This is a genomic window from Shewanella sp. SM101 (assembly GCF_025654465.1).
In the GTDB taxonomy this organism is placed as follows: domain Bacteria; phylum Pseudomonadota; class Gammaproteobacteria; order Enterobacterales; family Shewanellaceae; genus Shewanella; species Shewanella oncorhynchi.
The window spans coordinates 51,171-75,346 of sequence record NZ_JAKKRH010000018.1 but is presented as its reverse complement, the minus strand read 5'-3'; the positions used below and the strand labels follow the sequence as shown (position 1 = coordinate 75,346).

The following is a 24,176-nucleotide window of genomic DNA, read 5'->3' as shown; positions in this document are numbered from 1 at the left end:
CTTTTATCACACATATCGTCGCGATTATTCGTCGCATAAGTTCCGTTGCGCCGTTTCTAATACGCGGACTATTTCTTCCGTTGTTTTAAAGACTCGCAGTTCCCTAAACAAGGTATCGGCTTCGGGATATTGACGGTTGAGATAGGTGAACCACTGTTTGATCCGGGCTGGATAATAGTCACTCTTACGGCCATTGAGTTCCCTTTGGGTATAACTGAGCATGAGCCCTAAGGTTTGCGCCCAAGTATAAGGAGTGGCTCCTGTCTTGATAGTATCAGCCAAGTTCGGCAATGAAATTGCCCCGCGGCCGATCATGATACTGTCGCAGCCCGTGACTTCGATACAACGCTTAGCATCGTCACTGTTCCAAATTTCACCGTTGGCGATCACCGGGATTGGCAAGCGTTTGCGTACTTCGGTGATGTATTCCCAATAGGCTGGCGGTCTGTAACCGTCGACTTTACTGCGCGCATGGATGGCAAGTTCAGTTGCACCAGCTTCATACACTGCAATGGCGTTTTCCATAAACAGTGACTTATCTTCATAGCCCAAACGTATTTTGGCCGTTACGGCATGCTCTTTTGGTACTGCTTGACGCATGGCTTTGACAATATCGTGCACACTCTCAGGATATTGCAATAATACGGCGCCACCTTTACTGCGGTTAACAATTTTTGCTGGACAGCCAAAGTTTGCATCAACACCGTGTGAGCCTAACTCAATGGCACGTAGGGCATTTTCGCCCATACATTGGGGTTCTTGACCAAGCAATTGTACTCGTACTGGCGTACCTGAAGGGGTGTTGCCGTTGTTGAGCAGTTCAGGACACAGTTTGAGAAAGACCTTTTCAGGCAGCAGTTGGTCTACCACTCGCACAAATTCGGTGACGAGCAAATCGTAGGGATTGATGGTCGATAGGATGTCACGCATCAAAGCGTCTACTACGCCTTCCATTGGAGCCAAAATCACACGCACTGCAGTAAACCCATATCTGTTGCAAAGGGCGAGCATTCTACCTTATCAGCCCTAAGTTACAAAGTGGCCTTGTGAAGGAGGATGAATAGGTACGCCAATAAATAAAATCCAAGCTAAACTGATTGTCCTAGCAGGATATTTTTACCATTTCTGTGACTTAGTGATATTTTTTGCAATAGAATCGAAATAAGGCAGGTCTTTTGTTGTAAGCCAGCTACTTAAACTGTTGTTGGTCATTATTACTCAATAAACAAGAAGGGATTATTTATGAATTCAGTTAAAAAAACAGCAGTTGCAGTAGCGTTAGGTTCAGTTGTGATGAGTTCAGCTTTTGCTGTCAATGCACAAACTAACCCATTTGGTTTTGAAGCTATGGATGCGGGCTATCAAATTGTCGGTTCAGAAGGCAAATGTGGTGAAGCCAAATGCGGCGCAGACATGAAGAAAGCCGCCGCTGAAAAAGCCAAAGAAGGTAAGTGTGGTGAGGCTAAATGCGGTGCTGAGATGAAAAAAGCGGCTGCAGATAAAGCTCATGAGGGGAAATGTGGCGAAGCGAAATGCGGTGCTGACATGAAGAAAGCCGCTGATAAGGCCCATGAAGGTAAGTGTGGTGAAGCGAAATGTGGCGCTGATATGAAGAAAACCGCCGAAAAAGTGGATGCTAAAGTCGAAGCCGTTAAAAAAGAAGTGAAATAAAGCGGGTTTGTTTTATCCCTGCAGTTATTGGGATAATTGAGCCTAAAGAGGCCAGCCAGCGCTGGTCTCTTGTGTTTTATTCTTAAGCTATTACAGGTTAGCGTTCGTGAGGTTTTATGAATGATCAAAAAAATACGGCACAGGTAGGGCTGGGGTTAAGGCGAGAAATGCTCAGTAAATTTTGTTTACAGGTGCCTGATGCTATTCATTTTTTTGAAGTGGCGCCTGAGAATTGGATGACCTTAGGTGGTAAATTTGGCCGCCAATTTCGTGAGTTGACTGAGCAACATACTTTCTACTGCCACGGTTTGAGTTTATCCATTGGTAGCCCTGAACCTTTAGATCTCGCGTTTGTAAAAAATATCAAAACCTTTATGGATTTACATCAAATCCAAGTCTATTCCGAACATTTAAGTTATTGCTCAGGGCAAGGTCACTTATATGATTTAATGCCTATCCCTTTTACCGACGCTGCGGTGAAGCATGTGGCGGCGCGGGTCAAGCAAGTAGAGGATATTCTAGAGCGGCCGCTCATTTTAGAAAATGTGTCTTTTTATGCCGCTCCAGGTGCGCAAATGACAGAATTTGAATTCGTTAATGCCGTGCTGCAAGAAGCAGATTGTAAACTGCTACTGGATGTGAACAACATCTATGTGAACTCGATAAACCATCAATACGATGCCGATGCCTTTTTACAGGCCATGCCGACGGAGCGCATCGCTTATCTGCATATTGCTGGGCACTACAAACAAGCTGAAGATCTGCTCATTGATACCCATGGCGCAGCCATTAACGATCCCGTCTGGACATTATTACAGCGCTGTTATGCTTTGCATGGGGTAAAACCGACCTTGCTTGAGCGTGACTTTAATTTGCCGACAACCGCTGAATTGTTGCTCGAGATAAATCAAATTCACGCTTATCAAATGGCGGCGTCCAGCTCCCATGCCCAAAATAGTGCTCATGCCGTAAAGAGGAGCGCCTAATGGATTTTAAGCAAGTGCAGCAATCCTTTATCGATTATATCCGCGATCCCTCTTCGCCATTGCCCGTGGATACTGATGTCCGGCGTATGCAGGTTTACCGCGAGTTATTTTTTAATAATGTGCTGGGATTTGTGTCGAACGGCTTCCCCGTGCTGAAAAGTTTGTATTCTGAGGAGGATTGGCTGACTTTGGTGCAGCGTTTTTTCAGTCAACATGATTGCCAATCGCCGATTTTTATCGATATAGCGAGTGAGTTTTTAGATTTTTTACAGCAGGAATATCAGCCCACGGCAAATGATCCTGTTTTTATGCTCGAATTAGCGCACTATGAATGGCTAGAGTTGGCCGTTGCGGTCGCACAGGCGAGTGAGGATGAATCTCAACTCAGCTCAGCGCAAATGTCGACGCAGACTTTATGTTTGTCGCAGACGGCGAGGGTAGCGCAGTATCATTTTGAGGTGCAGCACATTCGTCAGGATTATCGTCCGCAGCAACAACTCGATACGCCAGTGTTTTTTTGTCTCTATCAAGATGCCGATTGTGAAGTGTGCTTCTTACAGTTAAATCCCTTAAGCGCACAGGTGCTGGCATTTCTTCAAGCTCAAGGCCAAGCGGGTTTTAAAGAGATAGTTGATTGGTTAACAATCACTTACCCTCAAATGGCGCCAGAGATTATTGAGCAAGGTTGTATGCAGTTACTCGAGCAATTAGCGGCCAAAGGGATAGTGCGCGGACGTCAGTCTTAAGGTTGGGATAATTGCCGAAATAAATGCAATAACCCTACATTTAGAGGGTTTTTATTAATTTGACAAACCGCTACAATGTCGGCCGTTTTGTGATCTCAATCACTGTACGATTCCTGCGCACTTATACTTGCACATACTAGAGGAGCTGTAATGAGTAGTCAGCCGTTCAAAGACCCATTTAATTTTTTGTATTTTATTGGTTTTATTTTAGTTTTACTGTTGCCGACTCTGCCAGCAAGTCTGTCTTGGTTAAAGCATTTAGGTTTAATTTAAGCGAGCGTTAATCTTTAGCGCATAGCCTATTGGCCACTCTTCGAGTGGCTTTTGTTTTTTCGATAAAGGGCATTTAAACCTATGGTATTAAAGCGCGGATTATTTTTACTGTTAGGCTTAACCGCTTTAGTCTTAGGTTTAGTCGGTATCGTGCTACCGATATTGCCGACCGTGCCTTTTATCTTGCTTGCTGCCTTCTGCTTTGCCCGCTCGAGTGAACGTTTACACCATTGGTTGATGACACATCCCTGGTTTGCCGACGCCTTAACCCAGTGGCAAGAGCAGCGAGCAATGCGTAAGGGATTGAAACGCAAAGCCATAATAGTTAGCGCACTCAGTTTTAGTCTCAGTATTATTGTGGTCCCTATCCTTTGGGTAAAAGGTCTGCTGCTTGTCATGGCGTTGATCCTACTTTGGTATCTTAAAGGTATACCTGAAATAGAGGGATGATTGAGTGATTGAATGGGCTCAAGTGCTGTGACTGAAAGTTTAGTCGTGTTCTTGTTGAGGCGATTTAACTGAGTGCCAACAGGGTTTGATCTAAGGCACAAATTGATAACCTTTCCATCACTTGTGCATTGTGATTGTTGCAACTAAAACTAAAGCGGCATAAGCTTTGTCCGACTTTCGACAATGCGTCCACCCAGTGTGGACGTTTTGTTTTATACCGCCACCGCTAGGTTGGTGAATTGATTAAGTAACTTATTAAGCAAATATGATGGCTATGAATACAGAAACCTTATCCTTGATAAAGCAAAGCATTAAAACGATTCCTAATTATCCTAAGGAAGGGATTTTATTTCGAGATGTCACCAGTTTGCTTGAGAATGCAGCAGCCTATAAAGCGACCATCGACTTGTTAGTTGAACATTATCGTGGTCAAGGCTTTACCAAAATTGTGGGCACTGAAGCCCGTGGTTTCTTATTTGGTGCTCCGTTGGCTTTAGAATTGGGTATCGGTTTTGTACCTGTGCGTAAACCCGGCAAATTGCCGCGTGCAACCATCAGCCAAAGCTATGAACTGGAATACGGTCACGATAGCCTAGAAATTCATACTGATGCGATTAGCGCAAATGACAAAGTGCTCGTTGTTGACGATTTACTTGCCACTGGCGGTACTATCGAAGCAACCGTTAAACTCATTCGCCAACTCGGCGGTGAAGTTAAACATGCGGCCTTTGTGATCTCATTACCTGATTTAGGCGGTGAAGCCCGTTTAACCGCATTAGGGCTTGAGTTGGTTAAACTTTGTGAGTTTGAAGGCGAATAAATCTGCAGCTAAAGGCGCCTTGGGATAGTTTGATGGCATGTCAAATCATGGCATGTTATCTTTCAAAGTTCTCGGGGCGCATGCTCCCGCTTTTGTATCACATACTCTGGGGAGTTCCATGTCATATCAGGTGTTAGCCAGAAAATGGCGCCCTGCCACATTTGATCAAATGGTTGGCCAAAGCCATGTTTTGCATGCCTTGACCAATGCGTTAAGCCAGCAGCGCTTACACCATGCTTACCTGTTTACGGGAACGCGCGGTGTTGGTAAAACCAGCTTAGCACGACTCTTTGCCAAAGGCTTAAACTGCGAACAAGGTGTGACAGCGACTCCCTGTGGTGTTTGCGGCAGCTGTGTGGAAATCGCCCAAGGCCGTTTTGTCGATTTGATTGAAGTCGATGCCGCATCTCGCACTAAGGTCGATGATACTCGTGAGCTGTTAGACAATGTGCAGTATCGTCCAACCCGTGGCCGCTTTAAGGTTTATCTCATCGACGAAGTGCATATGCTGTCGCGCAGCAGTTTTAACGCACTGCTAAAAACTTTAGAAGAACCCCCCGAGCACGTTAAATTTCTTCTGGCGACAACCGATCCGCAGAAACTGCCTGTGACTGTGTTATCCCGTTGTTTGCAATTTAATTTAAAAAGCCTGACCCAAGCTGAAATTGGCACTCAGCTTAATCATATTTTGACCCAAGAGCTGTTTCCCTTTGATGCAGAAGCTCTAAAACTGCTGGCTAAAGCTGCCAATGGCAGTATGCGTGATGCCTTGAGTTTGACAGATCAAGCCATCGCCTTTGGTGGCGGTAATGTGATGCTTGGCCAAGTGCAAACCATGCTTGGCAGCATTGATGAGCAGCATGTAGTTGCCTTGCTTAACGCCTTAACCGATGCCGATATTGGTGTGTTAATGCATACCTGTGCCCAAGTGCTCGCGTACGGCGCAGATGCCCAAGAAGTGCTACGCAGTTTACTTGAGTTGTTACATCAAATTACCTTGACCCAATTTGCCCCCGCTTGCGCACAGCAATCCTTGTATAGCGCACAAATTCGCGCCTTTGCCGAACAGCTTAAGCCGGAACAAGTGCAGCTTTATTATCAGATTTTATTAACGGGCCGCAAAGATTTACCACATGCACCAGACCCTAAATCGGGTCTTGAGATGGCGCTGTTACGGGCTGTCGCATTTGTGCCTGAAAAGCCGGTAAAGCGTTGGCAGCCTGATGCGGTCGCTGAGATCCGTTTACCCGAAGGGCAAACGCCAGTTGCGGCAACTGCTGCAGCGCAAACTCCTGATGTAAATGAACAACAGTTTGCTGAAACACATACAGCTGAAAAAAAAACAGCATTAATTGAGCCTGCCGATACCGCAGAGCAGGCACTTGATGCTGAGCTCGAAGCGGATGCGGCATTAATTGCCGAACAGGCGGTGATTCTAAGTCAGGCGCAGAGTCAGGGATTTAACGCTGGCAGCTTAAATGTTGAGATAGTGAATGCTGAGGTCGAGCCACAAACTCAAACAGTATCAACCGCTCAAGCGCCTTCTCAAGTTACTGAAGCTGCTGCTGACATTGAGTCATCGGTTGCGAGTTTAGATGCTCAGAATAGTGAAGTTCCTGAATTCATTGGGGCAACTGCCGAGTCGAGTATTATTAATCCAGCAGCGGCTGAAATGGTTGTTGGTTCAAGCGCTGTGGCTGTTGGTAGTGACATTGCAGAGAAAGACAGTGCTGTTCAAAAGACTGTTGATGAAAACACTGCTGTTGACTCCCTCGCTAACCATACTCTTACTAATAGTACGCTAGAGCAAAAGGGGCTTGATGAACATAGTCCCTATGGAACTGAAGTCGAGCATTCTTATCCAGCGATGGGAGCTTATGCCCAAGAGTCAGCGCCGCTCGATTCCTATCAAGATGCTTATGTTGAATTCTCCTCCGGCTCTTACAATGACGATGATTTTCATCACAGCTTTGACTCTCATGCTGTGCCTGATGATGTTCAACACTTAGATAATGTTCAAAATTCTGCTGATATTCAAAGCGCTGTAGGTATGGAAGGCTCAGTTGATAGTCAGTCAGTATTAATTGCTCAAGTATCTCCTCAGACATCAATTCCAATTCCAACACTAGCCTCCGCATCTTTAGCCGATGATGATATTCTCTCGGCGGTGTTGGCGGCGCGGGATTCGCTGCTATCTGATCTTGACGCCTTAAGTGCTAAGGACGGTGATGAAAAAAAGTCGTCATTGGACTCAAAACTTAAGACGCCAAACACTAAATCACATTGTGTAACCTTACCTAAATCGGTTACTAAAATTGAAGCGAGTCAGCCAAGTGTGGCATTTTCTGTTGATCCAGCATCTGATTTAGACCCTGATTTAGCGATAGATTTTGATGATGACTTCGACTTAGATCTTGAGCCTATCGATCTGCACCAAGCAGTATCTTCAGTCGTCATCTCAACTGGAATTGTCTCTGATAAGCCTGTCAAACCGTCCGCTGCAGATGATCGTCCGCCTTGGGAGGCAGCGCCTGAAGCTGAATCTATCGAAGTGACGCAAGTCGATAGCAATAAGACTGACAGTGTTCAGCCGGTGAGCGCGCAAGCTGCTGATATAAAGAATGTTCAAGCCAGTCATGCTCAAGAGCTTTTAGGCGTGAGTTACGCACCTAATCATGCACAAGATGACACTCTATCCCTGAGTGACGGGCAGGTCGCAGCATCAAGTTTGAAGTCGGAAATACTTCAAAATCAGGCTGTACGTCAAGAAGAAATACCCGCCTCAGAGTTTGCTTTGGCTAGCACAACAGCACTGACAAATGCGTCAAATACAGTGGAACACACGCAGGAGACACAAGTCGCGCTCAGTTCGACTCAACCTATTAGCGGCCATCCATTAGATTTACATTGGTACAAGTTGATGGCGAGCTTAGAGATCGGCGGGCGAGTGCGGCAACTGGCGGTTAATTCTGTCTGTCAAACTTTGAGTGATCCTTTGCCGTTGCTGCTTAAACCAAACCAGAAGCATCTAGCGGCCGATGTTGCCATAGTGCAGCTTGAGCAAGCCTTAACTACCGCGCTCGGGAATCCAAGACGGGTGCAAGTGGTCATAGGAATCGATGAACAGCGGGAAACGCCCTTAGAGTTACGTAAGCGTTTCCACCAAGAGTTGCTGCAACAAGCGCATCAATCCTTGATTCATGATGACAATGTGCAATGGTTGATCCAACGTATGGGCGCCGAACTCGATGCCGATAGTCTAGTGTATCCGCCAGAGTTGTTGAATTTACGCAGTCAGCAAATACAAGCGTTACCAGAGTTAACTGAGGCCGCGAGTTAGCCATTATTGGCGAGTCTTTGGGTAAAATTTTCATCGTTAATTTGTAGCGTTGTGGTTTAAATTTAGGCTTCGAGTGCATATTTATAGTGATGCTGCTGAGAAACTCTGCATCGAGATCATAAGTTTATTAACAAGATAACGGCATTGATTGCCAATCCCATTTATTTAAGTAAGATTAGCCGCGTTAATGCTTGCGACTAACCCTAATAGAAGAGAAATGACTATGTTTGGAAAAGGCGGTATGGGCAATTTGATGAAACAGGCCCAGATGATGCAAGAAAAAATGGCCAAAATGCAGGAAGAAATCGCCCGTATGGAAATGGTGGGTGAATCTGGTGCTGGTTTGGTGAAAGTGACTATGACAGGCGCGCACACAGTGCGTAAAGTCGAAATCGACCCAAGCCTGATGGAAGACGACAAAGAAATGCTGGAAGATTTGATTGCTGCGGCCTGTAATGACGCTGCCCGTCGAATCGAAGAAAACCAAAAAACTAAAATGGCTGAAGTTACTGGTGGCATGCAATTACCTCCAGGCATGAAAATGCCATTTTAATTGAGATAGCCGATGAAATTTAGTCCACTGTTAGATGAGTTAATTCAGTCCCTGCGTTGTTTACCTGGGGTTGGGCCTAAATCGGCGCAACGTATGGCGTTTCAGTTACTTGAACGCGACCGAAAAGCAGGGCTTAAGTTAGCCAGTGCGCTGTCCAGTGCGATGAGTGACGTCGGTCATTGTCAGTCTTGCCGAACCTACACTGAAGAAACCCTCTGTCCGATCTGTGCTAGCCATAAACGCGGTACATCCTCCACCATTTGTGTGGTTGAAACGCCGGCTGATGTGTTAGCCATTGAAGCGGGTGGACATTTCACTGGCCGTTACTTTGTGCTTTTAGGCCATTTATCACCCCTCGATGGTGTGGGGCCAGAAGAGTTAGGCTTAGCGTTACTCGAGCGCCATTTGGCATCGGGTGATGTCACCGAACTGATTTTAGCGACAAATCCAACAGTAGAAGGTGAGGCTACAGCGCATTTTATTGCCGATATGGCCAGACGTCACAAAGTGATGATAAGCCGCATTGCCCATGGCGTACCAGTGGGTGGCGAGTTGGAATACGTGGATAGCACTACGTTAGCGCTGTCCTTTAATGGCCGTTTACCACTCTAATTAAACAGTTTATATTAGATCCATACTATTGATTGTATTGGATTAATTGAAGGTTGAAGTATTCAACTCGATTATCACCTTAGTGCCTGAATCTTATAAACCCGCCAAGATCCTATCTTGAGCGGGTTTTTATTTGCCCAGAGTTGCAACCTAGATGTTGAGGCTGGGTTATGGAGACAGGGCGGTGGTTGATTCAATTCCTATATTGATTGATATCTATCTATATAAAAGCCATGTTTATCAATAGTTTTTTAAATTTCATACTTGTCTTATGTGAACTTCATCCGTAAAGTCGGTTTAATAATAATCGGGTTGAGTTGCATAATCACAGTGATCCACAGCATGCCTAAGTCAATTCGTTGGGCTTAGACCTGTGTGCTTAGCTTTGTGTACGTTGAATTGGTCACGTCTTTTTTATTTGAAAACCAGGGAGGGGACTCATTGGGAAATATTACGATTAGGCATGCAGAGAAGAGTGACGCTGCAGCCATTCAAGCAGTATATGCCTGTCCAAATGCCTATGCCGGTACCTTGCAATTACCTTTGCCATCGACCGATAAATGGGAGGCGCGTCTTGCAGCAACATCGAATCATGTTCATCGTTATGTCGCAGAGATTGAAGGTGAAATTGTCGGTGAGTTGGGTTTTGAAGTGTATGAGCAACCTCGCCGTAGGCATGTTGCCTCCTTTGGTATGGGTGTAAAAGACAGTTGGCAAGGCCGCGGTGTAGGCAGTGCCTTAATTAACGCGATGCTTGAGCTTACCGATAAATGGATGAATATAAAACGAATTGAATTAACGGTTTATACAGATAATCATGCCGCCATTGGTCTATATAAAAAGTTTGGCTTTGTAATGGAAGGTGAGTCGAAGGATTTTGCTTTTAGAAATGGTGAGTTTGTCAGTGTGTATCATATGGCGCGGTTAAAATAACATGCTGATCTCTATGTATTTTATCTATTGCTTAAGGCTCTCACTCTAAGTACTAACTTTAAGAATTTGCTCTAAGCGCTCAATTTAAGAACTTACATCAAGAGGTCACTTTACGAACCGAGGCCTTGGAATAGCATTAAGCGCTTATTTTCAGAGCTCGCTTTAGGTGCTAAGTGTATGTCTGTCTCAACTTTTAAGGATAAAAATGGGACTCATTTTATTGCCGCTGCTGATACTTTGGTTGGGTGTCGGTATTTATGCCATTCGTATCGGCTATCAAGTGTTGGTCGGGGCATCGGAGTTAACTTATACACTCAGTGTCTGCGTTATCGCCTTAGTGGCATTATTGCTCTATCTCTACTTTGGTTTTGCCCAATTTAAGGAAAATAAAGAGTTGTGGGCATTCGAAATCTCGATGTTTTTTGCCGCGAATAAGTTCGCTTTTGGCATCATGATTCTTGGTCTGATACTGCACTGGTTCGGTCAAGGTGTTCTGACTTCCGCTTATTTGAAACCTCTACCTTTCATCATGATTTTCACCGTTTCCTTTGGTGCTATGGCAGGAGTCATATTGTCCGACACTTTTATGACGAAATTTGACATCCAAAAAATGCATTGATGTCAGCTGATCAGTTTAAATCTTATTTTGGACGCTGTTGTTGAAGATGATTTGAACTGATGGCTTTCATCGGTTGTTTATAGGTCGTTGAATCCGATGAGCGCTACCATGGTGATCTGGTTAGGATTTTACAGAGGGTTATTACGAATTTTAGATACAAAAAAACCAGCTTATGCTGGTTATTTTTCTCTTTCATTAAAGAGAATTGGTTGCGGGAGCCGGATTTGAACCGACGACCTTCGGGTTATGAGCCCGACGAGCTACCATGCTGCTCCATCCCGCGTCCGATTGTTGCTGTTAATAACTGTTTTAATTCTGTCATCTAAGAATTGGTTGCAGTAGCCGGATTGCTAATGTTAAATCAGCGACTACCTTCGCCTGTTGTTTATAAGGAATTGAGCCCGATAAGCTGTTTCTCTTTATAAACACATATAGAAAGTGGTTGCGGGAGCCGGATTTGAACCGACGACCTTCGGGTTATGAGCCCGACGAGCTACCATGCTGCTCCATCCCGCGTCCGATTGTTGCTGTTAATAACTATTTTAATTCTGTCATCTAAGAATTGGTTGCAGTAGCCGGATTTGAACTGATTACCTTCGCCTGTTGTTTATAAGGAGTTGAGCCCGATAAGCTGTTTCTCGTTATAAACACATATAGAAAGTGGTTGCGGGAGCCGGATTTGAACCGACGACCTTCGGGTTATGAGCCCGACGAGCTACCATGCTGCTCCATCCCGCGTCCGATTGTTGCTGTTAATAACTATTTTAATTCTGTCATCTAAGAATTGGTTGCTGGAGTCGTATTTTAACTGACTACCTTCGTCTGTTGTTTATAAGGAGTTGAGCCCGATAAGCTGTTTCTCGTTATAAACACATATAGAAAGTGGTTGCGGGAGCCGGATTTGAACCGACGACCTTCGGGTTATGAGCCCGACGAGCTACCATGCTGCTCCATCCCGCGTCCGATATCTATCTGTATTACTTTACTATTTTGCTTTTAAATGGTTGCGGGAGCAGGATTTGAACCTACGACCTTCGGGTTATGAGCCCGACGAGCTACCATGCTGCTCCATCCCGCGTCCGTCTTCAAAGCGGGGCAGACTATAACGGCAGCGCCTTGGCATTGCAAGGACGAAGATCGAAAAAGGTGGTGAACGCTTAAATATAAAGCGGAGTGGGGGGCTTTCATACAATTTAAACATAAGTTAGGGATTTTTCGTTGATTATCTTAGGTCGAGGATGAGACTAAATGGGGTTTCGACTAATAACTGTTTATCTTTTATGTATTCGAGCAGGTATAATGTCGCTTTGATTTTGACTGCGTACTGATTATCCCATGCTTAATTTTTTTGCCGCCGCCCCTAAGGGCTTTGAATATAGCTTAGCCCAAGAGCTGACAGAATTTGGTGCGACTGAAGTAAAAGAGAGTGTTGCTGGTGTGTATTTCACTGCCCCCTTAGCTTTAGCGTATCGGATTACTTTATGGACACGCTTAGCCAGCCGTATCGTGTTGGTTATCTATAAAGGCAGCTGCGAGTCGGCAGAGCAACTTTATAATGCCGCCTATTGTGTTGATTGGCCGGCGCATTTTTCCAATAAAAGCACTTTTAGTATCGATTTTCATGGTACGGGTGGTTTTATCAATAATACTCAGTTCGGCGCCCTCAAGATTAAAGACGCGGTTGTGGATAGATTCCGGGACGATGACGTTGAGCGCCCAAATGTGTCACGCGTCGATGCTGACTTTAAAGTTGATGCCCATTTTCGTAATGGCGTAATCACGATTGCGATGAACTTCTCTGGTCCATCATTGCATCAACGTGGCTATCGTTCTACTACTGGTGAAGCGCCTCTGAAGGAAAACTTAGCCGCCAACATGTTAGTACGCAGTGGCTGGCAAGCAGCGCCTTCGACCTTGCTCGATCCTTTCTGTGGTAGTGGAACTGTGCTGATTGAAGCGGCTTTAATGGCGGCCGATATTGCCCCAGGCTTACAGCGTAGCCGTTTTGGGTTTGAACATTGGCGTCGTCATGATAAAGCTGTGTGGCAAGAAATTGTTGAAGAAGCAAAAGCGCGTGCCTCATTAGGCGTGAAACGTTGCGAGATTAAATTCTACGGCTCAGATATCGATTCGCGCTTAGTCGCGTTAGCCAAACGTAACGCCGAAAATGCCGGTGTGCTCGAGTTAATCGAGTTTCAAGTTGCAGATGCGTTGACGATAACGCCGCCTGCAGAAAGTGGATATTTGATCACTAACCCACCTTATGGTGAACGTTTAGGCAATGTGTCTGAGTTATTGCAGCTTTACTATCAGCTAGGTGACAAGTTTAAGAAAGAGTTTGGCGGCTGGAAAGTGGCCATGCTGTGTAGTGATATCGAGCTTGTATCATCACTTAAGCTTAAAGCCGACAAACAGATGAAGATGTTCAACGGTGCCCTAGAATGTGCCTTTAACATTTATACCTTGCATGCGACCAGTACGCGTCGTGATACACCAGTGCTGCCAGACGGCGTCGACATTGCCGATATCGCCCCTGCATTTGCTAACCGCATTAAGAAAAATGCCAAGTTATTAGAGAAATGGGCCAAGAAAGAAGGCATCGACAGCTATCGTATTTATGATGCCGACATTCCTGAATATAACGTCGCAGTAGATAAATACTTAGATTACGTGATTATTCAAGAATATATGGCGCCAGCAACTATACCTGAAGCCGTAACCAAGCGTCGTTTAAGCGATGTTTTGTTAGCACTGCCGTCGGCCATTGGTATCAATCCGAACAAGATGATCATGAAGACGCGTGAGCGTCAAAAGGGCACGAGTCAGTATCAAAAGCTGGATGAGCGTAAGTTAGAGCTTATCACTACTGAATATGGCGCTAAGTTCAAACTGAACTTAACTGGTTATTTGGATACAGGTTTATTCCTCGATCACAGATTGACACGCCGTTTAGTCGGTCAAAAATCTAAGGGACGCCGTGTACTTAACCTGTTCTCTTACACAGGTTCTGCTTCTGTGCATGCGGCGCTTGGTGGGGCTAAATCGGTGACGACGGTGGATATGTCCAATACCTATATTGCTTGGGCGAAGGACAACTTTGCACTCAATGGGCTTCAAGGTAAGCAGTATGAGTTTGTTCAATCTGACTGCATGCAGTGGATCCGTGATTGCCGTGAACAGTACGATCTGATTTTTATCGATCCGCCGACCTTCTCAAATTCTAAGCGTATGGAAGATTCATTCGATGTGCAGAGAGACCATGTGAACTTACTGGCATCCTTAGTGAAACTGCTCAGCCCAACGGGCGAACTAGTGTTCTCTAACAATAAACGTAAGTTTAAGATGGACATAGAGGCACTGACCAAGATGAACATTAATGTGAAGAACATTGATGACGTGACTTTGCCTATGGACTACAAACGTAATCCACATATTCATAATACTTGGCTTATCACCCATGCCTGAGTTGACTCAAGCAGAATTAGATAATAGGCATTATCTGCTATATCACACAGAGGGATGTCATCTGTGTGAACTGGCCGCGGCCTTATTGGCAGCGGCTGACATTGGCTATCGGGCCATAGATATTTGTGACGATGAATACCTCGCGCAGCGTTATGGCGTATCGATCCCTGTGCTTAAAGCTTGGGATGATAGAGAATTACATTGGCCATTTAACGCAACGCAATTACAAGAGTTTACAGGAGCTTAGTTTGAGTCTGGTTCGTATCAATAGTGGCTCTTTAGCCTATGGTTACACTCCGTTGTTACAAAAAGCGGATTTTACTATTCAACGCGGCGAGCGCGTGTGTATTGTTGGCCGTAATGGTGCCGGCAAGTCGAGTTTATTAAAAGTGTTATCTGGTGATGTACTGTTGGATGAAGGCGAATTCAACATCGCTGGTAATGTGACCGTTAGCCGTCTGCAACAAGATCCGCCAAAGGCTGAGCAAGGCACGGTATACGCTTATATTGCTGCGGGATTAAAGGAAGTGGGCGAGGCGCTTGAGCGTTATCATCAACTGTCCCACGATGTGGCCCATGCCGATCCCGAGCAAATGGAGCGTATGCTGAATGAAATGCAAGGTCTGCAAGAAACCTTAGACCACTACAATGGATGGCAGCTAGATTCTCGTATCCAACAAAACTGCGAATTATTAGGACTCGATCCTGACAAATCTTTGAGCGAGTTATCGGGTGGTTGGCAGCGTAAAGTGGCGTTAGCCAGAGCACTGGTGAGCGAGCCAGATCTGTTGTTACTTGATGAACCGACCAACCACTTAGACATAGACACTATCGAGTGGCTTGAAAAGTTTTTACTCGATTATCAAGGTGCTATCGTCTTTATCAGTCACGATAGGGGCTTTATTGCCCGTATGGCGACGCGGATTGTCGATTTAGACCGTGGTGTGGTGACCTCATGGCCGGGCAACTATCAAATGTATCTTGATGGTAAGCAAGAATGGTTGCGCGTCGAAGCCGAGAAAAATGCCTTGTTTGACAAGCGTCTCGCCGATGAAGAAGTGTGGATCCGTCAAGGCGTTAAAGCCAGACGTACCCGTAACGAAGGTCGAGTTCGCGCACTGAAGGCGCTACGTGAAGAGCGAAGTGAACGTCTGAATCGTCAAGGCAATGCTAAAATGGCAGTATCGGATACTGAACGTTCTGGTAAGTTAGTCTTTGATGTGACCGATCTTAACTTCAATCTGCCCGATAAAAATCTGGTTAAAAACTTTAATACGACGGTTATCCGCGGTGACCGTATTGCGCTGATTGGGCCAAACGGTTGTGGTAAATCAACCTTGATCAAGCTGTTAATCGAGAAGCTGCAACCGCAATCGGGCGAAATTAAAGTCGGTACTAAGCTCGAAATCGCTTATTTCGACCAATATCGTGAAGCGTTAGATCCTGAGCAAACCGTTGAAGATAACGTTGGTGAAGGTAAAAAGACCATCACGATCAATGGTCAAGACCGCCACATATTAAGTTATTTGCAGGACTTCTTGTTCTCGCCTATGCGTGCCAGAACGCCAGTGAAAGCGCTGTCGGGTGGTGAGAAGAACCGTTTGTTATTGGCTAAGTTATTAATTCGCCCTGCAAACTTAATCATTCTCGATGAGCCAACTAACGATCTTGATATTGAGACCTTAGAATTGCTAGAGTCGTTGCTCACTGAATACCAAGGTACGTTGTTGCTAGTGAGCCATGATAGGGCATTTATCGACAATACTGTGACCAGTAGCTGGTGGTATGCGGGTAATGGCCATTGGAGCGAGTATGTAGGTGGTTATCAAGATGCCGTGAACCAAGGGGCAAAGTTTTATTCTGAGGAACCTAGTTCACAAAAGGTGGTCGAAGCTCCTGCGGTTGAAACTAAACCCGTTGACGTTAAAACTGCAGAACCTGTGAAAACGGTAAAAAAACTGTCGTATAAGCTACAGCGTGAGTTAGAGTCGCTACCTAATGTGATGGAGCAATTGGAGGCAGAAATTCTCGCATTGCAGACCACTATTGGACATTCAGACTTTTATAGTCAGGCGCAGGATAAAGTCAACCAGGTATTGAGTCAGTTGGCTGATAAAGAAAAGCAATTGGAAGTTTGCTTCGAGCGTTGGGAAGAGCTTGAGTCACTGAAGTAAACCAATAATAAAAATGGGAATAGAATTAATGAAGTCAAAGTTGGATAAAGCCCTTTCCTTGGTTGCCTTAGGTGTCCTTGGTGTATTAAACAGTGCCCATGCTGCACCTGTCTACGAAATCGTTAACATCGATAATTATGACCTGCAGGGCACGCTTGAAGGCACTCGTAACGGTTATGCTTTAGGTGTAAATGCTAGTGGTGAATTAGTCGGTATTTCAAAGGGTAAGAAAAAACTCAGCAGCTCAGATGTCGAAGGCGGCGTGATTGATGTTGCCGACGGTATCGCACCAGAAGAAACCATTACTTATTCTATTACCGCTGCCATTGTTGCAAATAACTTTGCTTTTATTGCTGCAGAAAATGGTGCAGCTGGGGCTTGGTTACCGACATTCGACAGCATTAATGGTACTACACCGCCAAATGATACTGCTGTGATTAACTCTGTTGATACCTTTTATTACGGTATTAATGATGCCGGTATTAAAGTGGGCAGCATGACTGCGCCTGAAAAGAAAACAGAGAACACTGCAACTACTGATGTTACCGATGATTATTGGTATTACCGAGACTATGAGTTCCGCGGTGTTGTAAAAGTGGGCAGCACTGAAATTCCATTAGTTCCTCCCTACACGCAATTTGTTAATGCTGATAAGACTAAAACCGCAGAGTTAGGTGGATGGTCTGCAGCAACGGCGGTCAATAACAATAATTTAGTAGCAGGCTACGCCAGTACTGCCATCAGTAAATATGGTAGTGAGCGTGTGACTTACTGTTTAAGTACCGATAATACTTTGCCGTTGGATGTATGCGTTCAACGTGAACAATACCCGAATACAACGGGTACACGTAATATTCAGTACCAGACGCGTGCTTATGTATGGCAAATTGACAATGATGTTGCTACTGGGACTGAGTTACCTTTGGGGCTGACTCCAGCGACTGATAATACCTTGACCTTTACCGCCCAAGCACTGGGTTTGAATGATAATGGCGTCGTTGTGGGTCGCTCACATGTTTATCGTGGTGGTGACACCAATAATTTGCGTCAAGATGCAGCTTATTGGGCTAAAGATACTGAAGGTAAATACCAATACCATTGGATCCCTATGGTCGATTCGATTTCTAGCTCTATTGCCTATGACATCAACGATAGTGGTATTCTTGTCGGTAGTTATCGCAGCTATATTCAAGGTTATTTGCGCGACAAGTTTTTCTATTTTGATACGAATCAAGCTGATGCAACAATAGTAACCCCGAATGATTTCGCCGCTTCTACAACGGATCTTTCGAGTAAACCAAAGGATATTAATAATAAAGGTCAAGTCGTAGGCTATATAGAAACCACCTATGATAAGGAAAAACCACGTCCTAAGGCGGGCTTCCTGTATGAGAAATCTACCGGTGAATTTAGTAATCTTAACAACTTGTTGACCTGTGAATCTAAGGGCTATGAAAAGGGCTCTGATGGCAATTGGACCCGTCATAAGGTTGAATTTACGGATGGTACTGGAAAAGTACTGACTTATAACAGTGATATTCTCGTTGTTGAAGCGACCAGCATTAATGAAGATGGCACCATTGTGGGAACTGCCTTTATTCGTAAGCCTTCTTTCCAGTTAGACTCTAATGGTAATATTATTGTTGGTGAGAATGGTGAACCACTATTTGAACTGAATGGTAATGGTGATCCAGTGACTGCTTATGTTCTACGTATGGTTGTGCTTAAACCTACAAGCAGTGGCGCAGCCTGTACTATGGATGATAGTCAAGATACCGGTAATTTTGAGCGTTCTGGTGCGGCAACGTTAGCTTGGTTATTTGCCTTGCCATTGGTGTGGTTCCGTCGTCGAATTCGTTAAGTTTTAAGCTTCAATTCAGATTAAAAAAATCGAGGCGAAATGCCTCGATTTTTTTTCGCTAGGATCTCAATAGTTTAATAAATAGTCAGTATAATAGCCGATTTTTTGATTGATCTTGGCGTCAAAAAGCACTATTTCTATGGGTGAAGCTTTTGCTTCTATTTTATGTAGAACAGAGGACGCTTGCATGAAAAGACAAAAACGAGATCGTTTAGACAGAGCTTTTTCAAAAGGATTCCAAGCTGGGGTTGGTGGACGCTCTAAGGAGCTCTGTCCATATGCAAATCTTGATTCGCGATCGCAGTGGTTAGGCGGTTGGCGTGAAGGTGTGGATGGCCGAGTTAATGGGCTATTTAATAAATAATTGAGTTTTACTCATTAATTAAATAGCCCAGAACAAGCAAAGTAATGCAGCATATTGCCCTCAGATGAGGGCATTTTTATATCAGTACTACAGATATCTTCAGTGTATTGGAGTAAGACTGATCAGAATGTAGACGTATCGCTAAAGACACCGACTTTAAGATCGGTTGCACTGTAGATTTGACGGCCATCAACTTCAAGGATTGCATCGGCAATACCCATCACCAGTTTACGGTGAATAGTACGTTTGATATTGAGCTTATAAGTGACTTTCTTAGCGCCTGGTAATACTTGACCCGTAAACTTCACTTCACCTACACCCAGAGCACGTCCTTTGCCTTCTGCGCCTTCCCAGCCTAAATAGAAGCCAACGAGTTGCCACATGGCATCTAGCCCTAAACAACCAGGCATTACCGGGTCGGTAATAAAGTGGCAGTCAAAAAACCATAAGTCTGGATTAATATCGAGTTCAGCGACAATTTCACCTTTGCCAAACTCACCGCCATTATCATTGATAGTAACGATTCTATCTATCATCAGCATGTTATCGACAGGCAGACGAGGTGAGTTTGGACCAAATAATTTCCCATGGCCACAGGCGATGAGTTCTTCTTTATTGAAACTGTTTGCTTTGTTCATTGTTTTACTACTCCAGCAATAAGAGCCGCCAAGATTAGCGAACACGTGTAAGCTAAACAACTCCGATCAGCTAATTAGCGGCGAAAAAATCCCAATTTTGCGAGTAATCTCGTGATTATGCCGATTTCCTCCTCGCCATTTCCTGCGAGCTTGTCTAATCGTTCCTGTACAAGGCCGTATAACGAATCATGTGGAAAATCATTATCTTCATCGGCTACACCCGCAGGCATTTGCATTAATAGCTCAACAGCTTGGTCCATATGCTCGATTGCATAGAGGTGAAATAAGCCTTTGCCTACAGCTGTAATCACTTTGGGATTGAGGTTAAGTTGTAACACGTTCGACTTGGGCATGATGACGCCTTGTTCTCCCGTGAGACCACGACGTTCACACAGATTAAAAAAGCCTTCAATTTTCTCGTTGATGCCACCAATCGCTTGCACATTACCAAATTGATCCAATGCACCAGTTATTGCCAGTGACTGAATAATGGGTTGTTCAGCAATCGCTGACATCAAACAGCAGTATTCGGCGAGTGATGCGCTATCACCATCAATTTCTTGATAGGATTGCTCGAAAACGATATTGGCATTTAGGTGTAATGGTGCATCTCGCCCAAAGATACGGTACAAGCAGGCAGAAAGGATCATCATTCCTTTGGCATGTATATTGCCACCAAGTTCAGATTTTCTTTCGATATCGGCGACTTCACCATCACCATAGTGAACAGATGCCGTGATCCGCGCAGGCTCACCATAACTGTAATCGATGGCATCAATGACAGTTAAACCATTGATCTGACCAACCATAGCACCCGAAGTTGGCAGATTTATGAAGTTGTCATCGAAGCTTTGACCTGAATACTCTTCCGAGCTGTTATGACGATAGTTGGCTTGGGCTAACGCGAGCTCAATACTGCTCGCATTGATACTCGGTTTACCACAATAGGCTTTAGCTTGTACCATCAGTTGGGCAAACTCGAGCATAGACAAACTGAGGCGGCGCTGATGTTCGGTTAACCGTGCACTATAACGAAAAAGTGGCGCTAGGCTTGATTGTTCTAGAGTGACCTCGACACTTTGTGCAACCGCTTGCAACCATGCGACGTATTGTGATTCTGTATAACGGACCAAGTCGATTTCGCTAGCGAGTTCTGCTAGTAGGGTAAAGTGACGTTGAAATTGCCAATCCTCAGTTCTGACTTGGCTATAAATCATTCCTGCACCTATAAGGACAATTTTACAATTGAGCGGGATAGGACTTAAGTTATTGCTAATCTGATACGCTTTATGGGTTAGGATTTGCATCACTAATTCCCATAAACCTTCACGTTTCCAAAGTGACTCGGCGCAAATAAATACATAATGACATTCGGCCAGAGCACCAGCTTGATACTGGCTTGTTGTTCCTGTTTGTGCCATACGGCCAATGAGGTCTACACGGCGAATATTACCACTGAGGTAGCGATAGCGAGTCGTTTTTTCGGCAATACTGACCTGATTTTCCTGTGGTTTCTCTGATTGCCACTGAAATGTTGCCGCTTTGTCAGTCGGGCGTGTTGCCACTAAATAAGCTGGAGATAACGGCGCTAGGCTATCAATACAGGCTTGGATCATTAATTGGCGGTCAATGCTCGGGAAATCAGCTAGATACAAGTGCTGATCGACAATAGCTTGGTGGAGTTTAAACGCATCCACAGCACGCTCTTGTCCTAAGAGTAATGCGCTTAGATTGTCAGCCGTTTCGGGAAGGGTTGGCAGGCTAAATTCAGGTGCGAGTGAAGACGTGGGTATCAAGAGTGAATTCATATAAGCATTTACCGTGAAAAGTTGCAGTGATTTTACCATACCAAGACGACAAGTCTCTCACTGTATAGGTGTTTTTACCTCTGTTTACTCGATTATTCGTTGAAACTGGGCATGTATTTGTTGTAAAAAACATCGGGGTGAACATAAGTTGAGCATTTGACTCGATATTTAAAAATTGAGGTTTACAAGTTAGCGGTATACTTATATTATTTTCGGCGTTCGGAGGGGTGGCAGAGTGGTTTAATGCACCGGTCTTGAAAACCGGCGTGGGTTTATAGCCCACCCAGGGTTCAAATCCCTGCTCCTCCGCCATATTTAGTCAAAAAGCCGCTAAGCAATTAGCGGCTTTTTGCATTCATATCGTTTGAACCCTTGGGTTCCTGATTTGAAGCGCAGCTACTGCGCTTATTCAAGAGAAAGGCCATCAGTAATGATGGCCTTTTTTGTTTGTGCTATTTCCGCTCTTGGGTTTTGACCTTAAACGTGGCGTCAGTGCCATGCTTTAGGGAAAGGCTATCTGTCATGATTGTTCATTGTGTTAACCCTAGATTCTTCATTCTGATATCAGTAACTGCTACTGATTAATGGGCTTTTTTATCCGCGCTTCTCATTTATGGTCTACACTAAGTTTGTGGCCAAGTTAATGGTTTTTATGGCCTTTAAAATTTGCACTAGGATGGTGCGACGTATGATTCTCGACAGTCTTGGACCATACGGCCGAACAATTCTCCCATCTGGGTGACTTATTTTAAGTAGAGAAAGCTATGTTGTTACCTACACGTATTTCGCAGCGGCTCACAATGGGCAGTGTAGTGCTGCTTCTACTGACCGGGCTCGCGGTTTTTGGTGTGATGTCACTTCGAGGGCAGCCTCGAGTGGTGGCGGCGAGTCAAGAGTTAATTGAGCAAACCGGTAGCAGTATCGTAAGGCAACTCGCCCTTAAGTTGGCAAGCATTGAGGGGATTACTTTAAGCCTTGCACACCTCGCCGAAGTGTTGCCCCACGAGCAAGCTCTTTATCTTAACTCCTTACCTAATTTGATTGATAACAATGGCGATCTCACTATTGCTGGCGGTGGGATCTGGCCTGAGCCAGATAAATTTGTCGCAGGGAGTATTCGCCACAGTTTTTTCTGGGCGCGTGGTAGCGATAATCTACTGGCTTATTCGGATGACTATAATGCGCCATCTGGCCCTGGGTATCATAATGATCCTTGGTATACGGGCGCGCGGACTAGCTCAGTATCTCAATGTTTATGGTCAGAGGCTTATCAAGATCCAGTCACAAAGGTGGCTATGGTGACATGTAGTGTGCCATATCGTCTCACGGGGACATTTGCAGGGGTCGCAACGATAGATTTAAAACTTGATGATTTAGCCAAATTTTTAACAGAACATGGCAATGTAACTGACTGTTATGCTTTCGCTTTAGACCAAGCGGGTAATATCTTACATTTTCCTGAAACGCATAAGTCCGACACTATGTTGCGTTTTACGGATCTCGTCGGGCAGTTACCTTGGCTTGCCCCCGTTGAAACTGCACTTAAGCAAACCTCAATCAACAAAGTGGTGTCTGTAAGCTTAAATAAGGATGGAAGACTTAATCAGGCGAGTGAGGTGAGCCTTTTTGTAATGCCTGATACTGGATGGGTGATTGGCCTTGTGACGCCTAAAACGCGAGTCACAGGGCTTGCCCGTGAGCTAACATTTGATATTTTATTGTTTTTATTACCATTACTCGCCATTTTACTTTCTCTGGCTTGGTTATCGGGTAAAAAACTGTTGGCGCAACTTGAGGAAACCACAGATCAAATTGCTTCCCTTGGGAGCGGTAGTTTGGGGGCGAATGTTGAGCTGCAAATTCAGCAAGATGATGAGATTGGCGCTTTGCGCCGAGCCGTAAACACCTATGCAGGGACGTTAAGGGCAATGTTAGATCTGATCACTCAAGAAGCGAAGAAAATTCAATTTGAGGCAACGCAATTAAGCGGACTTAGCCGTAAGTTAGCTCAGCGCGCAGAGCAACAGCGGCTGGAGAGTGCACAATTAGCCGCTGCGATAACGCAAATGTCTTCAAGCGCCATGGAAGTTGCGAATAATACCAATGATTGTGCTGCAACTGCGCAATCGTCTTTGATTGTAGTGCGAGAAGGGCAAACTCGTGTTGCAGCCAGCAATACTTCCATCGAGGCATTATCAGGAGAAATTGCCAACGCAACTAAGGTGATATCCCAATTGGCCCAAGACAGTCAAAAGGTGGGCGCTGTATTAGATGTGATTAAGGCGATTTCTGAGCAGACTAATTTGCTCGCTCTCAATGCGGCAATTGAGGCGGCTAGAGCGGGCGATCAGGGTCGTGGTTTTGCAGTCGTTGCTGATGAAGTTCGAACCCTTGCGGGGCGAACTCAAGATTCGGCCAATGAAATTAGTACCATGATTAACGCTTTGCAATCGGCTTCGCGGCTCGCTGTGCAAGCAATGCAAGCTGGGGAGTCCCGCACTGTCCATGCGGTTGCGGAGGCTGAGGGCGCTGCCGATTCTCTATCGAGTACCGTACAAAGTTTCGATGATATTTCACAGCGTGCCCAACAAATCGCGTTAGCTGCTCAGCAGCAAAGCCAAGTCACTCAAGAAATTAATGAGTTGGCGGTGCGAATAAATAGCATCAGTGAAGATAACTCTCTCGATGCAACGGCGCTTGATGTGTTAAGCCTTGAGATGCAGAAACTATCTGACCGTTTAATCAATATCAATCGAGCTTAGTCTTAATATAGTGTGAAGTGTGCCACCTTAAAATGGCGCTTCAACTGACAAGGGTGTCAAAGATAAGTTGAATAACGCGATATTTTTAAGCGGATTGGATG

Annotated in this window: 20 protein-coding genes and 6 tRNA genes; 18 read left to right on the top strand and 8 right to left on the bottom strand. The window is 44.9% G+C overall.

Annotated features, from left to right (window positions below; all coding sequences use genetic code 11):
- Positions 1 to 24: 24 nt before the first annotated feature.
- Complete coding sequence (locus L5M38_RS11885; protein WP_105253104.1) at positions 25 to 975, bottom strand: tRNA-dihydrouridine synthase; 951 nt, start codon at positions 973 to 975, stop codon at positions 25 to 27.
- 267 nt (positions 976 to 1,242) lie between these two features.
- On the opposite strand from L5M38_RS11885, the gene L5M38_RS11880 reads away from it, so the two are divergent.
- The 11 genes from L5M38_RS11880 (at position 1,243) to L5M38_RS11830 (ending at position 11,003) form a co-directional block, all read left to right on the top strand.
- Positions 1,243 to 1,671: a hypothetical protein gene (locus tag L5M38_RS11880; protein ID WP_028759624.1), complete on the top strand. Its 429-nt coding sequence runs from the start codon at positions 1,243 to 1,245 to the stop codon at positions 1,669 to 1,671.
- 116 nt (positions 1,672 to 1,787) lie between these two features.
- Positions 1,788 to 2,657 carry a DUF692 domain-containing protein gene (locus L5M38_RS11875; RefSeq protein ID WP_263168185.1) on the top strand — a complete coding sequence of 290 codons (870 nt, stop codon included), beginning with the start codon at positions 1,788 to 1,790 and terminating at the stop codon, positions 2,655 to 2,657.
- On the top strand, positions 2,657 to 3,403 hold the full coding sequence (locus L5M38_RS11870) for a DUF2063 domain-containing protein (protein ID WP_219255634.1): 747 nt from the start codon (positions 2,657 to 2,659) through the stop codon (positions 3,401 to 3,403). Before L5M38_RS11875 ends, L5M38_RS11870 begins: the two co-directional genes overlap by 1 nt.
- Positions 3,404 to 3,553: 150 nt before the next feature.
- Complete coding sequence (locus L5M38_RS11865; protein ID WP_006082086.1) at positions 3,554 to 3,676, top strand: hypothetical protein; 123 nt, start codon at positions 3,554 to 3,556, stop codon at positions 3,674 to 3,676.
- An 81-nt stretch (positions 3,677 to 3,757) separates the two neighbouring features.
- Positions 3,758 to 4,126 (top strand): YbaN family protein, encoded by a 369-nt coding sequence (locus L5M38_RS11860; RefSeq protein ID WP_263168189.1) that lies wholly within the window; start codon positions 3,758 to 3,760, stop codon positions 4,124 to 4,126.
- Positions 4,127 to 4,394: 268 nt separating this feature from the next.
- Positions 4,395 to 4,946: an adenine phosphoribosyltransferase gene (gene apt, locus L5M38_RS11855; RefSeq protein ID WP_105252212.1), complete on the top strand. Its 552-nt coding sequence runs from the start codon at positions 4,395 to 4,397 to the stop codon at positions 4,944 to 4,946.
- Between the two features lie 37 nt (positions 4,947 to 4,983).
- The gene (dnaX, locus tag L5M38_RS11850; protein WP_411569306.1) at positions 4,984 to 8,286 is read left to right on the top strand and encodes a DNA polymerase III subunit gamma/tau; all 3,303 of its coding nucleotides are present in this window, start codon (positions 4,984 to 4,986) and stop codon (positions 8,284 to 8,286) included.
- Positions 8,287 to 8,509: 223 nt separating this feature from the next.
- On the top strand, positions 8,510 to 8,839 hold the full coding sequence (locus L5M38_RS11845; RefSeq protein ID WP_028759630.1) for a YbaB/EbfC family nucleoid-associated protein: 330 nt from the start codon (positions 8,510 to 8,512) through the stop codon (positions 8,837 to 8,839).
- Positions 8,840 to 8,851: 12 nt separating this feature from the next.
- Positions 8,852 to 9,451: a recombination mediator RecR gene (recR, locus tag L5M38_RS11840; protein ID WP_028759631.1), complete on the top strand. Its 600-nt coding sequence runs from the start codon at positions 8,852 to 8,854 to the stop codon at positions 9,449 to 9,451.
- Positions 9,452 to 9,892: 441 nt separating this feature from the next.
- Positions 9,893 to 10,384 (top strand): GNAT family N-acetyltransferase, encoded by a 492-nt coding sequence (locus tag L5M38_RS11835; protein ID WP_113940894.1) that lies wholly within the window; start codon positions 9,893 to 9,895, stop codon positions 10,382 to 10,384.
- 205 nt (positions 10,385 to 10,589) lie between these two features.
- On the top strand, positions 10,590 to 11,003 hold the full coding sequence (locus L5M38_RS11830) for a hypothetical protein (protein ID WP_263168193.1): 414 nt from the start codon (positions 10,590 to 10,592) through the stop codon (positions 11,001 to 11,003).
- Positions 11,004 to 11,209: 206 nt separating this feature from the next.
- On the opposite strand, the gene L5M38_RS11825 is transcribed toward L5M38_RS11830, so the two are convergent.
- The 5 genes from L5M38_RS11825 to L5M38_RS11805 form a co-directional block, all read right to left on the bottom strand.
- A tRNA-Met gene (locus L5M38_RS11825) sits at positions 11,210 to 11,286 on the bottom strand.
- 156 nt (positions 11,287 to 11,442) lie between these two features.
- Positions 11,443 to 11,519, bottom strand: a tRNA-Met gene (locus L5M38_RS11820).
- 145 nt (positions 11,520 to 11,664) lie between these two features.
- A tRNA-Met gene (locus L5M38_RS11815) sits at positions 11,665 to 11,741 on the bottom strand.
- A 145-nt stretch (positions 11,742 to 11,886) separates the two neighbouring features.
- A tRNA-Met gene (locus tag L5M38_RS11810) sits at positions 11,887 to 11,963 on the bottom strand.
- Between the two features lie 41 nt (positions 11,964 to 12,004).
- A tRNA-Met gene (locus tag L5M38_RS11805) sits at positions 12,005 to 12,081 on the bottom strand.
- Positions 12,082 to 12,338: 257 nt separating this feature from the next.
- Here L5M38_RS11805 and rlmKL point away from each other — a divergent pair.
- The 5 genes from rlmKL (at position 12,339) to rmf (ending at position 18,867) form a co-directional block, all read left to right on the top strand.
- Positions 12,339 to 14,468: a bifunctional 23S rRNA (guanine(2069)-N(7))-methyltransferase RlmK/23S rRNA (guanine(2445)-N(2))-methyltransferase RlmL gene (rlmKL, locus tag L5M38_RS11800; protein WP_168827462.1), complete on the top strand. Its 2,130-nt coding sequence runs from the start codon at positions 12,339 to 12,341 to the stop codon at positions 14,466 to 14,468.
- Positions 14,461 to 14,715 (top strand): glutaredoxin family protein, encoded by a 255-nt coding sequence (locus L5M38_RS11795; protein ID WP_131523279.1) that lies wholly within the window; start codon positions 14,461 to 14,463, stop codon positions 14,713 to 14,715. The genes rlmKL and L5M38_RS11795 overlap by 8 nt, the downstream gene beginning before the upstream one ends.
- A gap of 1 nt (position 14,716) precedes the next feature.
- On the top strand, positions 14,717 to 16,642 hold the full coding sequence (locus L5M38_RS11790) for an ABC transporter ATP-binding protein (protein ID WP_263179212.1): 1,926 nt from the start codon (positions 14,717 to 14,719) through the stop codon (positions 16,640 to 16,642).
- Between the two features lie 28 nt (positions 16,643 to 16,670).
- Positions 16,671 to 18,503 (top strand): DUF3466 family protein, encoded by a 1,833-nt coding sequence (locus L5M38_RS11785; RefSeq protein WP_263168197.1) that lies wholly within the window; start codon positions 16,671 to 16,673, stop codon positions 18,501 to 18,503.
- A gap of 187 nt (positions 18,504 to 18,690) precedes the next feature.
- A complete protein-coding gene (gene rmf / locus L5M38_RS11780; protein ID WP_006082074.1) occupies positions 18,691 to 18,867 on the top strand; it encodes a ribosome modulation factor in 177 nt (58 codons plus the stop codon).
- A 122-nt stretch (positions 18,868 to 18,989) separates the two neighbouring features.
- Here rmf and fabA read toward each other — a convergent pair whose 3' ends face one another.
- Positions 18,990 to 19,505: a bifunctional 3-hydroxydecanoyl-ACP dehydratase/trans-2-decenoyl-ACP isomerase gene (fabA, locus tag L5M38_RS11775; RefSeq protein WP_028759638.1), complete on the bottom strand. Its 516-nt coding sequence runs from the start codon at positions 19,503 to 19,505 to the stop codon at positions 18,990 to 18,992.
- Positions 19,506 to 19,579: 74 nt separating this feature from the next.
- Positions 19,580 to 21,313, bottom strand: a complete 1,734-nt coding sequence (locus L5M38_RS11770; RefSeq protein ID WP_113940941.1) for an AAA family ATPase — start codon at positions 21,311 to 21,313, stop codon at positions 19,580 to 19,582.
- 221 nt (positions 21,314 to 21,534) lie between these two features.
- Between L5M38_RS11770 and L5M38_RS11765 the strand changes: the two genes are divergently transcribed.
- Together L5M38_RS11765 and L5M38_RS11760 are read left to right on the top strand one after the other, a co-directional pair.
- Positions 21,535 to 21,625: transfer RNA gene (locus L5M38_RS11765), tRNA-Ser, on the top strand.
- 452 nt (positions 21,626 to 22,077) lie between these two features.
- On the top strand, positions 22,078 to 24,075 hold the full coding sequence (locus L5M38_RS11760) for a methyl-accepting chemotaxis protein (RefSeq protein WP_263179210.1): 1,998 nt from the start codon (positions 22,078 to 22,080) through the stop codon (positions 24,073 to 24,075).
- The last annotated feature ends 101 nt before the right edge of the window (positions 24,076 to 24,176 follow it).

What these genes read in the sequence shown, in the direction of transcription:
- L5M38_RS11880 (WP_028759624.1), top strand. Translation starts at nt 1,243, where the DNA reads ATGAATTCAGTTAAAAAAACAGCAGTTGCAGTAGCGTTAGGTTCAGTT.
- L5M38_RS11875 (WP_263168185.1), top strand. Translation starts at nt 1,788, where the DNA reads ATGAATGATCAAAAAAATACGGCACAGGTAGGGCTGGGGTTAAGGCGA.
- L5M38_RS11870 (WP_219255634.1), top strand. Translation starts at nt 2,657, where the DNA reads ATGGATTTTAAGCAAGTGCAGCAATCCTTTATCGATTATATCCGCGAT.
- L5M38_RS11865 (WP_006082086.1), top strand. Translation starts at nt 3,554, where the DNA reads ATGAGTAGTCAGCCGTTCAAAGACCCATTTAATTTTTTGTATTTTATT.
- L5M38_RS11860 (WP_263168189.1), top strand. Translation starts at nt 3,758, where the DNA reads ATGGTATTAAAGCGCGGATTATTTTTACTGTTAGGCTTAACCGCTTTA.
- apt (WP_105252212.1), top strand. Translation starts at nt 4,395, where the DNA reads ATGGCTATGAATACAGAAACCTTATCCTTGATAAAGCAAAGCATTAAA.
- dnaX (WP_411569306.1), top strand. Translation starts at nt 4,984, where the DNA reads ATGTCAAATCATGGCATGTTATCTTTCAAAGTTCTCGGGGCGCATGCT.
- L5M38_RS11845 (WP_028759630.1), top strand. Translation starts at nt 8,510, where the DNA reads ATGTTTGGAAAAGGCGGTATGGGCAATTTGATGAAACAGGCCCAGATG.
- recR (WP_028759631.1), top strand. Translation starts at nt 8,852, where the DNA reads ATGAAATTTAGTCCACTGTTAGATGAGTTAATTCAGTCCCTGCGTTGT.
- L5M38_RS11830 (WP_263168193.1), top strand. Translation starts at nt 10,590, where the DNA reads ATGGGACTCATTTTATTGCCGCTGCTGATACTTTGGTTGGGTGTCGGT.
- rlmKL (WP_168827462.1), top strand. Translation starts at nt 12,339, where the DNA reads ATGCTTAATTTTTTTGCCGCCGCCCCTAAGGGCTTTGAATATAGCTTA.
- L5M38_RS11795 (WP_131523279.1), top strand. Translation starts at nt 14,461, where the DNA reads ATGCCTGAGTTGACTCAAGCAGAATTAGATAATAGGCATTATCTGCTA.
- L5M38_RS11785 (WP_263168197.1), top strand. Translation starts at nt 16,671, where the DNA reads ATGAAGTCAAAGTTGGATAAAGCCCTTTCCTTGGTTGCCTTAGGTGTC.
- rmf (WP_006082074.1), top strand. Translation starts at nt 18,691, where the DNA reads ATGAAAAGACAAAAACGAGATCGTTTAGACAGAGCTTTTTCAAAAGGA.
- fabA (WP_028759638.1), bottom strand. Translation starts at nt 19,505, where the DNA reads ATGAACAAAGCAAACAGTTTCAATAAAGAAGAACTCATCGCCTGTGGC.
- L5M38_RS11770 (WP_113940941.1), bottom strand. Translation starts at nt 21,313, where the DNA reads ATGAATTCACTCTTGATACCCACGTCTTCACTCGCACCTGAATTTAGC.
- L5M38_RS11760 (WP_263179210.1), top strand. Translation starts at nt 22,078, where the DNA reads ATGTTGTTACCTACACGTATTTCGCAGCGGCTCACAATGGGCAGTGTA.